Origin of the sequence: Microbacterium sp. H1-D42 (genome assembly GCF_022637555.1) — a bacterium.
Taxonomy (GTDB): domain Bacteria; phylum Actinomycetota; class Actinomycetes; order Actinomycetales; family Microbacteriaceae; genus Microbacterium.
This window is the reverse complement of sequence record NZ_CP093342.1, coordinates 1,158,330-1,172,054: the sequence shown is the minus strand read 5'-3', so window position 1 is coordinate 1,172,054 and position 13,725 is coordinate 1,158,330. Positions and strand designations below refer to the sequence as shown.

The window sequence follows — 13,725 nt, the reverse complement described above, 5'->3', positions numbered from 1 at the left end:
GTTACTCCGTCGCGGCAGCGGCCGCCGCTTCGTCCTTGATCCGTACGACGGCCTGATCGAACCCACCGCTGGTCAGCGAGGAGCCGGCCACGCGGTCGACTTCGAGTTCATCGAGCTTCTTGCCCACGACGACATCGGCGATGCCCGCGGTGAACTGTCCCTGAAAGCGGATGCTCTCGGGCGCGACCGGGTCGCCGACGACCTCGACAGCCGTCACGACGTCGTCGCTCAGCGTCATGGTCACCGAGATCGTCTCCACCGTCTCGGGCGTCTGATACGACCCCTCAGCGGTGTAGGTGCCGTCTGCGTAGGGTGCGGTGGCATCGGTCGAGGTCGGTGCCGGATCAGCCTGACGGGTGTCGGCGTCGGCTGCACCGGAGCAGCCGGCGAGCAGCAGGGCGCCGGCGACGCTCAGCAGCGCCGTGCCCGTGCGGACAGGACTCAAGCGTCTCCGCCGAACATGCTGGTGACAGAGCCGTCCTCGAACACCTGCTTGATCGCCATCGCCAGCAGCGGCGCGATCGGCAGGATCGTGAGGCCGTCCCAGCGGCGCGATTCGGTGAGCGGGATCGTGTCGGTGATGACGACGTTGTCGATCGCGTCGTCCTGCAGGCGCTCGGATGCCGGGTCGCTGAAGACCGCATGCGTGGCCGCGACGATCACCTTGCGGGCGCCGTTGGCCTTCAGCGCCTGGGCGGCCTTCACGATCGTGCCACCGGTGTCGATCATGTCGTCGACGAGCAGGCAGGTGCGGCCGTCGACAGCACCGACGATCTCGTGCACCGAGACCTGGTTGGCGACCTTCGGGTCGCGGCGCTTGTGGATGATCGCCAGGGGTGCACCGAGGCTGTCCGACCAGGTGTCTGCGACGCGCACTCGGCCCATGTCGGGCGAGACGATGGTGAGGGTCTCGCGATCCTCTGGCGTCAAGGTGCTCTCGAAGTGCTCGAGCAGCACGGGCTTGGCGAACAGGTGGTCGACGGGTCCGTCGAAGAAGCCCTGGATCTGCGCGGCGTGCAGGTCGACGCTCATGACGCGGTCAGCGCCCGCGACCTTGAGCATGTCGGCGACCAGGCGCGCCGAGATCGGCTCCCGGCCGCGGCCCTTCTTGTCCTGGCGCGAGTACGGGTAGTAAGGGGCGACGACGGTGACGCGCTTGGCGGATGCCCGCTTGGCGGCATCCAGCATGATGAGCGTCTCCATGAGCCACTCATTGACCGGCTCGCCGAAGGACTGCACGATGAAGAGGTCGCAGCCGCGGATCGACACCTCGAACCGGGCGTAGATCTCACCCGAAGCGAACGTGCGGTGCTCGACCGGGGCGACCTCCTGGCCGAGTGCCGCGGCGACGGCCGCGGTCAGCTCGGGGTGAGAGCGCCCACCGGCGACGACGAGGCGCTTCTTGGTCTTCGCGATGAGGCCGGGTGCGACCCCGTTCTCACGATCCAGTGCAACCTTCTTCTTCTTGTGCCCCATGCGAACCCCGCCTATTCCGCTGATCGTTCCCGGGCCGCCGCATCGGCTGCGCCCGTGCCTGCTCTGTTCTTCTCGACCCACCCGACGATGTTGCGCTGGGGGGCCACGCTCATGGCCAGTGCGCCCGCGGGGACGTCCTTGCGGACGACGGCGCCGGCACCTGTCTTCGCACCTGCACCAAGCTTAACGGGAGCGACGAGCACCGTGTGCGAGCCGGTGTGCACCTCGTCGCCGATCTCGGTGCGGTGCTTGTTCACGTCGTCGTAGTTGGCGGTGATCGTGCTGGCACCGAGGTTGACGCCGCGGCCGATGGTGGCATCGCCGACGTACGACAGGTGCGGCACCTTGCTGTTCTCGCCGATCTGCGCGTTCTTCGTCTCGACGTACGCGCCGATCTTGCCGCCCGCGCCGAGCACCGTGCCCGGGCGCAGGAACGAGAACGGACCGACGGTCGCACCCTGGCCGATCACGGCGAGGTTGGCGTCGGTGCGGCGCACGACGGCATCCTCGCCCACCTCGCAGTCCACGAGGGTCGTGTCGGGGCCGACGGTGGCGCCAGCGGCGATCACCGTCGCCCGCAGGATCTGCGTGTTCGGCAGGATCGTGACGTCAGCCGCGAGCTTCGCGTCGTCGTCGATCCAGGTGGTCGCAGGGTCGATGATCGTGACGCCCTCACGCTGCCAGTGCCGCACGATGCGCTGGTTGAGCACGCGGCCGGCCTCGGCGAGCTGGGCGCGGTCGTTCACGCCGAACGTCGATGCCGCATCCGCGGCGAGCTCGGCCGCGACCTTCTCGGCGGCACCGCGCAGCAGGCCGACGACGTCGGTGAGATAGATCTCGCCCTGGGCGTTGTTCTGGTCGACCTTGGCGAGGTAGGTGCGCAGCGCCGGGGCGCGGAACACGTAGACGCCGGCGTTGATCTCGGTGACCGCGGCCTCGTCGGCGGTGGCATCCTTCTGCTCGACGATGCGCTCGACGACGCCGTCGGAGCCGCGGATGATGCGGCCGTAGCCGGTGGGGTCGTCGAGGTGGGCGCTGAGCAGGGTGGCGGCGGCGGATGCTGCGCGGTGACCGGCCACGAGATCTTCGAGCGTGTCGGCCTGCAGCAGGGGCACGTCGCCAGAGAGCACGAGCACGTCGCCGTCGAAGTCGGCGGGCAGTGCGTCGAGCGCGACCTGTACAGCGCGGCCGGTGCCTGGGATGTCGTCCTGATCCACGACCACCGCGTCGGGGTACTGGTCGACGAGGGCTGCGATCACCTGATCGCGCTCGTGTCGCACCACGACCTCGATGTGCTCGGCACCGAGTGCGCGCGCCGTCGTGAGCACGTGGCCGACCAGCGGCCTGCCGCCGATCTCATGCAGCACCTTCGGCAACCGGGACTTCATGCGAGTGCCCTGGCCTGCGGCGAGGACGATGATGGCGAGTGGATTCTGCGACATGCTCCGCCGCCAGGACTCGAACCTGGACCTAACAGCTCCAAAGGCTGTCGTGCTGCCATTACACTACGGCGGACCACGGCCGACTCCCATGTGGGTGTGGCCGCCTGACAATTCTGCCATGTCCGACCTGTGGGCCTCGTCCTGCCCCGCGCCCGCGACACGCGATAATGGAGACATGAGCGAGGCGGATGAGGTCGATCGCATCGTCGGTGCGTGGAACACTCAGCGCCCCGACCTGGACTTCTCACCCCTCGAAGTGCTCTCGCGCATGGATCGCCTCTCTCGGCACCTCGACCGCGCACGCCGCGAGGTGTTCCACCGCAGCGACATCGAACCGTGGGAATGGGACGTGCTCTCGGCGCTCCGGCGCGCCGGCGCCCCGTTCCGCCTCTCACCGAAGCAGCTGCTGCAGCAGACGCTGGTCTCCAGCGGCACGATGACCAACCGGATCGACCGCCTGGTCGCGCGCGATTTCGTGCGGCGCGAGTCCGACCCGGCCGACGGCCGCAGCATCCTGGTCATCCTCACCGACGACGGCAAGGTGCGGGTGGATGCTGCCATCACCCGCCTGGTGGATGCCGAGGCCGAGCTGCTGCAGGCGCTCCCCCGCGCCGACCGCGACCGGCTGGCCGGCCTGCTGCGCAAGCTGAGCCTGAGCTTCGACACATGAGGGTGCGCTGATGGCGATGGCATCCCCGCTGCCGGTGCGCGACGGCGTCGGCGCGACCCGGCTGCACCTGCCGATGGAAGGTCCATGGCCGACCGCGGTTGCGTACATGACCGAACGCTTCTTCCACCTCGATCCCGAGCACCTGCTGGAGAGATTCGACCGCGGCGAGATCATCGCAAGCGACGGCGCCGCCCTCACCCGCGACACCCCGCTGGGAGCTGCGGAGTTCGTCTGGTACTACCGCGACCCGCCGGTGGAGCGGGATATCCCGTTCGAGGTCGAGGTGCTGCACCAGGACGACGACCTCGTCATCGCAGACAAACCGCACTTCCTGCCGACCACCCCCGGTGGCAAGTACCTGCAGAACTCCGCGCTGGTGCGGCTGCGAAACCGCCTCGGCATCCCCGAGCTCACCCCGATCCACCGGCTCGACCGCGCGACGGCAGGACTGCTGATGTTCTCGGTGCGCCCAGAGACCCGCGGCGCCTACCAGCTGCTGTTCCAGGACCGACGCGTCGAGAAGGTCTACGAAGCGGTCTCAGCGCTGCCGGAGGGCTGGGATCCGGCATCCCCCGCCCTCGACGGAAAGCCGTTCCCGATCGTCTACCGCAACCACATCGAGAAGCTGCGTGCGAGCGTGTGCGTGCAGGTGGATGCGGAGCGCGAGCCGAACTCCGAGACGCTCATCGAGCTGATCGATGCCGACGAGCACGTCGTGCACACGCTGCTGCGCCCCCACTCGGGCAAGATGCATCAGCTGCGCGTGCACCTCTCGGCGCTCGGCGCCGGCATCCTGAACGACGGCTTCTACCCCGACCTGCTGCCGGAGGTGCCGGACGACTTCGACAAGCCCCTGCAGCTGTTGGCGCGTGAGCTGCGGTTCATCGATCCGCTCAGCGGTGCGCCGCGTGAGTTCACCACGCAGCGCACCCTGAAAGAGGCTCCTGGCGTCTGACTGTGCGTATCAGCGCCGCATGACGACGCGGGCGAGCTTCGTGCCCAGCATCTGCACCAGGTGCACGAACACCACGATCAGCACGATCGCCGCCCACATCACGACGGGTTCGAAACGGCGGAAGCCGTAGATCTGCGCGAAGGCGCCGAGGCCTCCGCCGCCGACCATTCCGGCCATCGCCGTCATGTCGATCAGCGCGACGACGACGAACGTGTAGCCGAGGATCAGCGGTCCGAGAGATTCCGGGATCGCGACGGTGAACAGGATGCGCCACGGGCCGGCGCCCATCGAGCGCGCGGCCTCGATCACGCCAGGCGAGACCGACACCAGGTGCTGCTCGACGATGCGTCCGATGGCGAAGGCCGCCGCGATGCCGATCGCGAAGGCCCCAGCCGTGGTGCCGATGCCGATGCCGATCACGGCGCGGGTCACCGGCTGCAGCACGGCGATGAAGATGACGAACGGGATCGGGCGGAAGAAGTTGACCAGCAGCTCGAGGATGCCGTTGACCAGCCGGTTCTGCATGAGACCGGACGGCCGGGTGACGTAGAGGCCGATGCCGATGAGCGTGCCGAGGATCCCTGCCAGGACGAGCGCGAACGTCGTCATGTAGAGCGTCTCGAGTGCGGCCTGCCAGAACTCGGGCCACAGCTGGTTGAGCTTGTCCATCAGTGCTCCGCCTCCGACTCGTCACGGCCGGGTTGCGCGAGCTCGGTGACGGATGCATGCGCGCGGATCTTCTGCAGCGTCGCATCGATGTCAGCATCCGCCCCTCTGATCGCAAGCGTGAGATGACCGAAGGCGCGACCGCGGATGTCGTTGATGCCGCCGAAGACGAGCTCGAAGCCGAGGCCGGCCTGCGCGAGGTCGAGGAAGACCTGCGCCTGGGATGAGTCCCCTTCACGGAACGAGAACGTGACGAGGCGACCCTCGTGGCGCTCGCGCAGAGCTGCGCGCTCGGCCGGAGACGGGATGCCCTTGACGACGGTTCCGACGAAGCGTTGCGAGGCCGGATTCTGCGGGTCCGAGAAGACCTCGAAGACCTCGCCGGTCTCAATGACGCGACCGTTCTCCATCACGGCGACCTTCGTCGCGATGGTCTGGATGACGTCCATCTCGTGCGTGATGACGACGATCGTGACGCCCTGCTCCTGGTTCACGCGCTTCAGCAGCGCGAGCACTTCGTGCGTGGTCTGCGGGTCCAGCGCGCTGGTGGCCTCATCGGCGAGCAGGATGGCCGGCCTCGGCGCGAGCGCCCGCGCGATGCCGACCCGCTGCTTCTGCCCACCCGAGAGCTGCTCCGGATACGCCTTCGCCTTGTCGGCGAGGCCGACGAACTGCAGCAGTTCGGCGACTCGCTCCTCGATGTCGCCCTTCGACCAGCCGGCCAGCTTCAGCGGGTAGGCGATGTTGGCCTTCACGGTCTTGGACGAGAACAGGTTGAACTGCTGGAAGATCATGCCGATGCCGCCGCGCACGGTGCGCAATTCGCGCTCGGAGAGCGTCGTGATGTCGACGCCGTCGACGAGGATCGAGCCGCTGGTCGTCGGCTCGAGGGCGTTGATGAGCCGCACGAGCGTCGACTTGCCTGCTCCCGAGTATCCGATGATGCCGAAGACGTCTCCGCGCTCGATGTCGAGGGTGACCCCGTCGACCGCGGTGACGGGGCCTGCGCCTTTGGCGGCAGGAGGGTACATCTTCGTGACGTCTGTGAGGGTCACGATGGGCATGGTTGATCTCTCTGTGAGCGGGCTGGCTGCGAACGCGGGAATCGGGCGGCGCGAATGCGCACCGCCCGATTCTCTCGCAGTCTGCTGAGGGCCTGGCTCAGCCCTGTGCAGCGGTGTCCTTCTCGACCTTCGCGAGCGAGGCCTCGAGGTCGGCGACAGGCGTCTGCAGCGGGACGATCGTGTTGCCGGATGCCTCGGCGAGGCCCTTCTGCACCGCCTCGTCGGTCTGGAAGATCTCGACGAGCTTCAGGTACGTCTCGTTGTCCTTCTGATCGGCGGGTGCCGCGAAGATGTTGACGTACGGCAGTGCGTTCGGGTCGGACGGGTCGTCCTGCGCGATGGCGTCCTCGAACTTCAGGCCGGCCTGCGTGACGAAGTCGTTGTTGATGATCGCGGCGGCCGCGTCGGGCAGCGAGTTCGGGATCAGCGCGGCTTCGAGAGCCGTGACCTTGACCTTGGACTTCGCCTCGTCGATGTCGGAGAGGTCGGAGAAGATCGTGCCACCGCTCTTGAGCTCGATGAGCCCCGCCGACTGCAGCACGAGCAGAGCGCGTGCCTGGTTCGACACGTCGTCGGGCACGAGCACCGTCTCGCCCTTCTTGATGTCCTTCACATCGTCGACCTTCTGCGAGTACAGGCCGAGCGGGTAGATGCCGGTCGAGCCGATCGGCGTGAGGTCCTCGCCGGAGGCGACGTTGTAGTCGGCCAGGTAGACGATGTGCTGGAACTGGTTCAGGTCGAGCTCGCCCTCGGTGAGGGCCGGGTTGGGCTGCTCATACGAGGCGAAGTCGATGAGCTCGACATCGATGCCCTCTGCTGCCGCGGCCTCGACGAATGCGGGCCACTGCGGGTCGCTCTTGCCGACGACGCCGATGCGGACGACGTCGTTCTCACCCGACGGTGCGTCGGCGCCGCCATCCGCGGCGGGCGACGAGGCACAGCCTGCGAGGGAGGCGATGAGGGCGGCCGCTGCTGCTGCGGCCGCGAAGGTGCTGATGCGACGGGACATGGTGTTTCCGTTTCCTCTCGTGGGGGACTCTGAAACGTTACGTGCGCGCCGTCCAGGCTCTGAATCGAGGCGTCACACGGCGTCACAGCACACACCCCACCGGTCTTTCGCGCGCTCTACGATGAGACCAGAGCCGTGGGGAAGGACGACGATGTTCACACATCGGCTGGGGATCGACCGCTGGTCGGACGCCGTTGCCGCGCGCCTGCTGGATCTCAGCATGGATCTCGCGTGCGTGGCCGGATACGACGGATACTTCCGTGAACTGTCGGATGACTGGCCTGAGCTGCTCGGCTACTCACGCGAAGAGCTGACCTCCCGACCGCTGCTGGAGTTCATGCATCCCGACGACGCCGTGGCGACCGCACAGCAGCTGCAGAATCTGCGCGACGGCGCTGACGTCCGTCACTTCGAGCAGCGATTCGTCGCCCGCGACGGCAGCACGCGCTGGCTGGCGTGGACGGCGATCGGCATCCCGGACGAACAGGCGTACCGCGCTGTGGCCCGCGACCTCACTCCCGAGCATCTCGCCGAGCAGGCGATGGGCGACAGCGAGCAGCGCTACGCCGATCTGATCCAGTCATCGCACGACATCGTGCAGTCGATCACGCCCGACGGACACTTCTCGTTCGTCAACCGCGCGTGGCACGAGCACCTCGGCTACACGCCGGAAGAGCTGCCAGGTCTGACCCTGATGGACATCGTCGTCGAGGCGGACCACGACCACTGCTCGCTGCTGATCCGGCAGATGATGACGGGCCAGTCCTTCGACCATGTCGAGGTCACCTTCGTCGCGAAGGACGGCCACACGTTCCCCGTGGAGGGCAACGCGACGGGTCGGTTCCGCGATGGCGTGTACATCGCGACGCACACCTTCTTCCGCGATGTCAGCGACCGCAAGCGGTCCGAGGCCCTGGCCGCCGCGTATCAGCGTCAGCTCGAGGAGGAGGTCGCCGAGCGCACGGCCGCCCTGGTGCGCAGCGAGAAGCTCGCCACCCTCGGTCGGCTGAGCGCCGGCATGGCGCATGAGCTCAACAATCCGGCATCCGCCGCGCATCGCGGAGCCGTGCAGCTGCGCGACGCCATCGCACGCGCCTATGCCGGCTTCACCGAACTGGGCCGCATCGGCCTCAGCGAAGCGGATGCCGAGCGGCTGACCGCGCTGATCGCCGCCGGCGCGCAGCGCGCGGCCGAGCCGACAGCGCTGGACCCGCTGACGCGCAGCGATCGCGAAGAGCGGATCGAGCAGTGGCTGGGTGATCACGGTGTGACCGACGGGTGGACGTTGGCGGCGCCGCTGGCCGCGCTCGACCTGCACGCCGACGCTCTGGATGAACTGGCGGCGTCGGTGCAGCCCGCCCAGCTGCAGCCGCTGCTGACGGTGATCGCGCACTCGTACTCGGCAGCCGAGCTGCTCGAGCAGATCGGGCACGGCGCCAGTCGGATCTCGCAGATCGTGAACGCGCTGAAGGGCTACAGCTTCATGGACCGCGCGCCAGTGCAGGATCTCGACGTGCATGAGGGTCTCGACAACACCCTGGTGATGCTGCAGGCCAAGCTGCGGGCAGGAATCGAGGTAGATCGCCGCTACGGCACCGACGTGCCGCGCATCGACGCGATCGGCAGCGAGCTGAATCAGGTCTGGACGAACCTGATCGACAACGCGGTCGACGCCATGCACGGCACAGGGCATCTCACGATCCGCACCAGCTCGGCCGACGACGGGGTGCTCGTCGAGATCGAGGACGACGGCCCCGGCATCCCACCCGAGATCGTCGGCAAGGTCTTCGACCCGTTCTTCACGACGAAGGGTCCTGGTCACGGCACCGGGCTCGGACTGAACATCTCGTTCAACATCATCCGCGGCTCCGGCGGCACGATCGACGTCGACTCGCACCAGGGGCGCACGGTGTTCCGGGTGCATCTGCCGCTGCGACGCCCCGAGGCGACAGACACTGCGACGACCGACGCCGAGGTCGCTGCGACGGAAGCGGGTGCGCGATGACCGACGCACCAGCCCGCCGCCCATCGATCCTCGCCGTGGACGACGACCCCGCCGTGCTCACCGCCGTGCACGCCGACCTGCGCGGACGCTACGGGCGCGACTACCGCGTGGTCACCGCGAGCGGCGGCGCTGAGGCGATCGCAGCTCTTCAGCAGTTGAAGCTGCGTGGCGAGGCGGTGGCGGTCGTGATCTCCGACCAGCGGATGCCGGAGGTGAGCGGCACCGAGGTGCTGCGCGCAGCATCTGAGCTGTTCGACGGCGTGCGCACGGTGCTGCTGACCGCGTACGCCGACACCGAGGTCGCGATCGGCGCGATCAACGAGCTGCACCTGGACTATTACATCCTCAAGCCATGGGACCCTCCCGAGGAGCGGCTGTTCCCGATCATCGACGACCTGCTGCTCGACTGGCACGCGGCCCACCAGCCTGAAGACCTCGTCACGCGAGTGGTCGGCAGTCGCTGGTCACCGGCGACGCATGTGATCCGCGACTACCTGCAGCGGAATCAGATCCCGATGCTGTGGCTCGATGTCGACAGCAGCGCTGAGGCGCGGATGCTGCGCGACGCCGCCGGAGAGGGCGCTCTGCCGTTGGTGATCACGCCATCGGGCATCCAGCTCGCTGCCCCAGACGTCGCGGCCCTGGCGGCGGCGCTCGGGCACCGCACGCGTTCAGACGGCGAGACGTTCGACCTGGCGATCGTCGGTGCAGGTCCTGCAGGTCTCGCTGCGGCCGTGTACGGCGCCAGCGAGGGGCTGCGCACGGTGCTCGTCGAGCAGCTGGTTCCCGGCGGGCAGGCCGGGCAGTCCTCGCGGATCGAGAACTACCTCGGCTTCCCGAACGGCATCGCCGGCGCTGACCTGGCGCGGCGCGCAGTGACGCAAGCCCGGCGGTTCGAGGTCGACGTGCTGGCGCCGGCGGCCGTCACCGCTCTGGATCTGTCGGGTCCGTACCCCGCACTCGAGCTGTCGGACGGTCAGAGCATCACCGCAGGCGCGCTGATCCTGGCCTGCGGCGTCTCGTACCGCAGCCTTGACGTGCCGGGCAGCGACCGGCTGGAGGGCCGCGGAATCTACTACGGCGCAGCTCTCAGCGAGCGCGACACTGTCGAGGGCGAGGACATCGTCATCGTCGGCGGCGCGAATTCGGCAGGCCAGGCCGCGGTGTTCTTCTCTGCGCACGCCCGCTCGGTGACGATCCTCTGCCGCGCCGGCGATCTGGGAGCGAAGATGTCGAGCTACCTCGTCGACCAGATCGAGGCGCGCCCGAACATCACGGTGCAGTGCGGCACGGTGGTGCGCGAAGTGCACGGCGATGAGCGCTTGGAGCGTGTCACCGTCGCCGGCGTCGCCGAGGACGCCGAGTGGTCGCTGGATGCGTCGAGCATGTTCGTCTTCATCGGCGCTGTCCCCCGCACCGACTGGCTGCCGGCCCAGATCGGCCGTGACGAGCGCGGCTTCATCTCCACCGGGCCTGCTCTCGGCGAGCGCCGCTACCGCACGGCCGAGGGCGAGCGGGACCCGTTCCTGTACGAGACGAGTGTGCCTGGGGTCTTCGCCGTCGGCGATGTGCGGGCGCAGTCCGTCAAGCGCGTCGCCTCAGCGGTCGGCGAGGGATCCGTGGCCGTGCAGTTCGTGCACCAGGTGCTGCGCACCTGAGCACGCGGCACCTGACGACGCGCTCAGTTGCCGGTCCAGACCGGGTCGCGCTTCTCGACGAAGGCGCGCGCACCCTCCTTGGCATCGTTCGACCCGCGGATCACCGCCGTCGCCTCGCGCTGTCGGGCGAATCGCTCATCGAGCGGCCACTCCGCTGATCGGGTGAATACGGCCTTGGAGACCTGCAGCGCCAGTGGCGCGTTCCGCACGATCGCGGCGGCGAGTTCCAGCGCACCCTCCAGTGCTGTCCCCGGCTCGACCATCCTGTTGACCAGATGCAGTTCAGCCGCCTCGGCGGCGCCCAGCATCCGACCGGTGAGGATCAGCTCCATCGCGACGTGGTACGGCACCCGCTCGCGCAATCGCAGCAGTCCCCCGCCGTTCGCCGTGATCCCGCGACTGACCTCGGGCAGGCCGAACCTCGCGTCGGAACCTGCGACGATCAGGTCGCACGCCAGCGCGATCTCGAACCCTCCCCCGAGTGCGTAGCCCTCGACGGCGGCGATCACCGGTTTGCGCGGCGGCTGCTCGACGATTCCGGCGAAGCCTCGGCCTTCGATGATCGGGATCTGTCCGGCTGCGAAGGCCTTCAGATCCATCCCGGCGCAGAAGCTGCCACCGGCGCCGTGGATGACGCACACCCGCAGCGCCGGGTCTGCGTCGAACCTGTCCAGCGCGCCGGCGATGTGGGTCGCGGTGACGAGATCGATGGCGTTCTTCGCACGTGGCCGGTTGAGCGTGAGGATGAGGATGCCGTCGCGGGTCTCCTCGAGCACAGCTTCTTCTGCGATATCGGCGTCAGCGCCCATCGTCACACCCGCAAGTTCTCGTAGATCGTGGCGTTCGCCATGCCGCCGCCCTCGCACATGGTGTGCAGGCCGTACCGGTGGCCGTCGCGCAGCATCCGATGCACGAGCGTCGTCGCGATGCGCGCGCCTGAGCCGCCGAGCGGATGCCCGAGCGCGATCGCGCCGCCATCGGGGTTGACCTTCGCGCGAGAGGCGCCGGTGTCTGCGAACCAGGCACCCACGACGCTCGCGAAGGCCTCGTTCACCTCGAAGGTGCCGATGTCGTCCAGGCTGAGCCCGGCGCGCGCGAGCACCTTGTGGGTCGCAGGTCCCGGTGCGTCGAGCATGGCGATCGGGTCGGAGCCGACGACCGCGATGGAGTGGATGCGTACCATCGGGGTGAGTCCGAGCTCGCGCGCCTTCTCGCTCGTGGTGACGATCACGGCGCTGGAGCCGTCGGAGATCTGCGAGGAGTTGCCCGCTGTCATCCGGCCGTCCTCCCCGAAGACCGGATCGAGCTGGGCGAGTTTCTCGAGCGTCGACGAGCGACGGATGCCCTCATCCGCAGAGAACAGTCCGTTCTCGGTCTGGATCGCGACGATCTCGTCGACGAAGTGCCCGGCGTCCTGCGCGGCGGCGGCCCGCTGGTGCGACTCCAGCGCCAGCTCGTCGAGCCACTGGCGGCTGAGATCGTGTCGCTTGGCGAGGATCTCAGCCCCGGTGCCCTGGTTCAGCTCGGTGGCGCCGACGCTGGCGAGCAGCTGCTCGCTGAACGGGTCGCCGGGCCCACCGCGGCGGGCGGTGCCGAGCGGGATGCGGGTCATGTTCTCGACACCGCCGGCGACGACGAGGTCGTTCTGGCCAGAGATGACGGTGGCTGCCGCGAAGTGGATCGCCTGCTGGCTCGAGCCGCACTGGCGTTCGATCGTCGTGCCTGGCACGGTGACCGGCCAGCCGGCGGACAGCACGGCATTGCGGCCGATGTTGCTGGCCTGCTCGCCGGCCTGGCCGACGCAGCCCCACATCACGTCGTCGACGGTGCCGGGGTCGATGCCCGCCTTCTCGACGATGGCGTTCAGCACGGCCGCCGACAGGTCGACGGAGTGGATGCCGGCCAGGGAGCCCTTGCGGCGGCCGATGGGGCTGCGCACGGCCATGGCGATGACTGCATCACGCATGTTGTTGTCTTCCTTCTTCGTGTTCGCGTCGTCGGTTCGCGGCTGATCAGCGCGGCGCCATGCGGATGGCGCCGTCGATGCGGATCGTCTCGCCGTTCAGCATCCCGTTGGAGATGATGTGCTCGGCGAGCGAAGCGAACTCGTCGGGGTCGCCGAGGCGACTCGGGTGTGGGATCGACGCGGCAAGCGCGTCGACGATGTCGGGGCGGCCGGCGTTCAGCAGCAGCGGCGTGGCGAAAGTGCCCGGTGCGATCGTACAGACGCGGATGCCGACCTTGGCGAGGTCGCGCGCGGCGGGCAGGGTCATGCCGACGATGGCGGCCTTGGAGGCGGCGTAGTTGATCTGCCCGATCTGGCCCTCGTATGCGGCGACGCTGGCGGTGAGCACGACCACGCCGCGGTCGCCGTCCAGCGGCTCGTTCTTCGCCATGTGCTGAGCCGCGAAGCGCAGCACGTTGAAGGTGCCCATCACATTGAGCTCGACGACGCCGGCGAAGTCGCCCATCGCCGCGGCGTTGCCGTCGCGGTCGAGAATGCGCATCGGCTTGCCGCGGCCGGCGCAGTGCACCAGCCCGCGCAGCGGCGAGGCGGCGGCCGCGTCTTCGAAGGCCGTGGCGACCTGCTGCTCGTCGGTGATGTCGACAGCGGCGAATCGCACGCGCTCGCCCAGTCGTTCCACGACCTCCGCACCGGCAGACCCCGGCAGGTCGAAGATCGTGACGGTCGCACCGCTGCGGTGCAGTCGCTCGACGGTCGCCAGGCCAAGACCGGACGCACCGCCGGTGACGACGACGTGGATGTTCGCGATGCGCAT

At 68.5% G+C, this 13,725-nt stretch carries 13 protein-coding genes and 1 tRNA gene; 4 read left to right on the top strand and 10 right to left on the bottom strand.

Annotated elements, in window-relative coordinates:
* Position 1: 1 nt before the first annotated feature.
* The 4 genes from MNR00_RS05545 to MNR00_RS05530 form a co-directional block, all read right to left on the bottom strand.
* Positions 2 to 445, bottom strand: a complete 444-nt coding sequence (locus tag MNR00_RS05545) for an FMN-binding protein (protein WP_241928169.1) — start codon at positions 443 to 445, stop codon at positions 2 to 4.
* Complete coding sequence (locus tag MNR00_RS05540) at positions 442 to 1,476, bottom strand: ribose-phosphate diphosphokinase (RefSeq protein ID WP_241928168.1); 1,035 nt, start codon at positions 1,474 to 1,476, stop codon at positions 442 to 444. The genes MNR00_RS05545 and MNR00_RS05540 overlap by 4 nt, the downstream gene beginning before the upstream one ends.
* Positions 1,477 to 1,487: 11 nt before the next feature.
* Positions 1,488 to 2,918: a bifunctional UDP-N-acetylglucosamine diphosphorylase/glucosamine-1-phosphate N-acetyltransferase GlmU gene (glmU, locus tag MNR00_RS05535; protein WP_241928167.1), complete on the bottom strand. Its 1,431-nt coding sequence runs from the start codon at positions 2,916 to 2,918 to the stop codon at positions 1,488 to 1,490.
* A gap of 1 nt (position 2,919) precedes the next feature.
* Positions 2,920 to 2,991: transfer RNA gene (locus MNR00_RS05530), tRNA-Gln, on the bottom strand.
* A 102-nt stretch (positions 2,992 to 3,093) separates the two neighbouring features.
* On the opposite strand from MNR00_RS05530, the gene MNR00_RS05525 reads away from it, so the two are divergent.
* Positions 3,094 to 3,588 (top strand): MarR family transcriptional regulator, encoded by a 495-nt coding sequence (locus tag MNR00_RS05525; RefSeq protein ID WP_241928166.1) that lies wholly within the window; start codon positions 3,094 to 3,096, stop codon positions 3,586 to 3,588.
* A 16-nt stretch (positions 3,589 to 3,604) separates the two neighbouring features.
* Positions 3,605 to 4,543, top strand: coding sequence for a pseudouridine synthase (locus tag MNR00_RS05520; protein WP_241928764.1), 939 nt, complete (start codon positions 3,605 to 3,607; stop codon positions 4,541 to 4,543).
* Positions 4,544 to 4,552: 9 nt separating this feature from the next.
* Here the strand turns inward: MNR00_RS05520 and MNR00_RS05515 are convergent, their stop codons facing one another.
* The 3 genes from MNR00_RS05515 to MNR00_RS05505 all read right to left on the bottom strand — a co-directional run bounded on the left by MNR00_RS05515 (position 4,553) and on the right by MNR00_RS05505 (position 7,282).
* On the bottom strand, positions 4,553 to 5,212 hold the full coding sequence (locus MNR00_RS05515; RefSeq protein ID WP_241928165.1) for a methionine ABC transporter permease: 660 nt from the start codon (positions 5,210 to 5,212) through the stop codon (positions 4,553 to 4,555).
* On the bottom strand, positions 5,212 to 6,273 hold the full coding sequence (locus MNR00_RS05510; protein WP_241928164.1) for a methionine ABC transporter ATP-binding protein: 1,062 nt from the start codon (positions 6,271 to 6,273) through the stop codon (positions 5,212 to 5,214). Before MNR00_RS05510 ends, MNR00_RS05515 begins: the two co-directional genes overlap by 1 nt.
* Positions 6,274 to 6,370: 97 nt before the next feature.
* Entirely contained in the window at positions 6,371 to 7,282 is a 912-nt protein-coding gene (locus MNR00_RS05505; protein WP_241928163.1) for a MetQ/NlpA family ABC transporter substrate-binding protein, read from the bottom strand.
* A 151-nt stretch (positions 7,283 to 7,433) separates the two neighbouring features.
* Between MNR00_RS05505 and MNR00_RS05500 the strand changes: the two genes are divergently transcribed.
* Positions 7,434 to 9,287, top strand: coding sequence for a PAS domain S-box protein (locus MNR00_RS05500; protein ID WP_241928162.1), 1,854 nt, complete (start codon positions 7,434 to 7,436; stop codon positions 9,285 to 9,287).
* Positions 9,284 to 10,945 carry an FAD-dependent oxidoreductase gene (locus MNR00_RS05495; RefSeq protein ID WP_241928161.1) on the top strand — a complete coding sequence of 554 codons (1,662 nt, stop codon included), beginning with the start codon at positions 9,284 to 9,286 and terminating at the stop codon, positions 10,943 to 10,945. Before MNR00_RS05500 ends, MNR00_RS05495 begins: the two co-directional genes overlap by 4 nt.
* 23 nt (positions 10,946 to 10,968) lie before the next feature.
* On the opposite strand, the gene MNR00_RS05490 is transcribed toward MNR00_RS05495, so the two are convergent.
* Genes MNR00_RS05490 through MNR00_RS05480 form a run of 3 tightly spaced genes read right to left on the bottom strand, consistent with a single transcriptional unit; the run spans position 10,969 to position 13,725 of the window.
* Complete coding sequence (locus tag MNR00_RS05490; RefSeq protein ID WP_241928160.1) at positions 10,969 to 11,754, bottom strand: crotonase/enoyl-CoA hydratase family protein; 786 nt, start codon at positions 11,752 to 11,754, stop codon at positions 10,969 to 10,971.
* Between the two features lie 2 nt (positions 11,755 to 11,756).
* On the bottom strand, positions 11,757 to 12,911 hold the full coding sequence (locus MNR00_RS05485) for a thiolase family protein (protein ID WP_241928159.1): 1,155 nt from the start codon (positions 12,909 to 12,911) through the stop codon (positions 11,757 to 11,759).
* A 46-nt stretch (positions 12,912 to 12,957) separates the two neighbouring features.
* Positions 12,958 to 13,725: an SDR family NAD(P)-dependent oxidoreductase gene (locus MNR00_RS05480; protein WP_241928158.1), complete on the bottom strand. Its 768-nt coding sequence runs from the start codon at positions 13,723 to 13,725 to the stop codon at positions 12,958 to 12,960.

Excerpts from the sequence above, each read along its gene's own strand:
- MNR00_RS05540 (WP_241928168.1), bottom strand. The coding sequence starts at position 1,476 with ATGGGGCACAAGAAGAAGAAGGTTGCACTGGATCGTGAGAACGGGGTC.
- glmU (WP_241928167.1), bottom strand. The coding sequence starts at position 2,918 with ATGTCGCAGAATCCACTCGCCATCATCGTCCTCGCCGCAGGCCAGGGC.
- MNR00_RS05525 (WP_241928166.1), top strand. The coding sequence starts at position 3,094 with ATGAGCGAGGCGGATGAGGTCGATCGCATCGTCGGTGCGTGGAACACT.
- MNR00_RS05520 (WP_241928764.1), top strand. The coding sequence starts at position 3,605 with ATGGCATCCCCGCTGCCGGTGCGCGACGGCGTCGGCGCGACCCGGCTG.
- MNR00_RS05515 (WP_241928165.1), bottom strand. The coding sequence starts at position 5,212 with ATGGACAAGCTCAACCAGCTGTGGCCCGAGTTCTGGCAGGCCGCACTC.
- MNR00_RS05510 (WP_241928164.1), bottom strand. The coding sequence starts at position 6,273 with ATGCCCATCGTGACCCTCACAGACGTCACGAAGATGTACCCTCCTGCC.
- MNR00_RS05505 (WP_241928163.1), bottom strand. The coding sequence starts at position 7,282 with ATGTCCCGTCGCATCAGCACCTTCGCGGCCGCAGCAGCAGCGGCCGCC.
- MNR00_RS05500 (WP_241928162.1), top strand. The coding sequence starts at position 7,434 with ATGTTCACACATCGGCTGGGGATCGACCGCTGGTCGGACGCCGTTGCC.
- MNR00_RS05495 (WP_241928161.1), top strand. The coding sequence starts at position 9,284 with ATGACCGACGCACCAGCCCGCCGCCCATCGATCCTCGCCGTGGACGAC.
- MNR00_RS05490 (WP_241928160.1), bottom strand. The coding sequence starts at position 11,754 with ATGGGCGCTGACGCCGATATCGCAGAAGAAGCTGTGCTCGAGGAGACC.
- MNR00_RS05485 (WP_241928159.1), bottom strand. The coding sequence starts at position 12,911 with ATGCGTGATGCAGTCATCGCCATGGCCGTGCGCAGCCCCATCGGCCGC.
- MNR00_RS05480 (WP_241928158.1), bottom strand. The coding sequence starts at position 13,725 with ATGCGCATCGCGAACATCCACGTCGTCGTCACCGGCGGTGCGTCCGGT.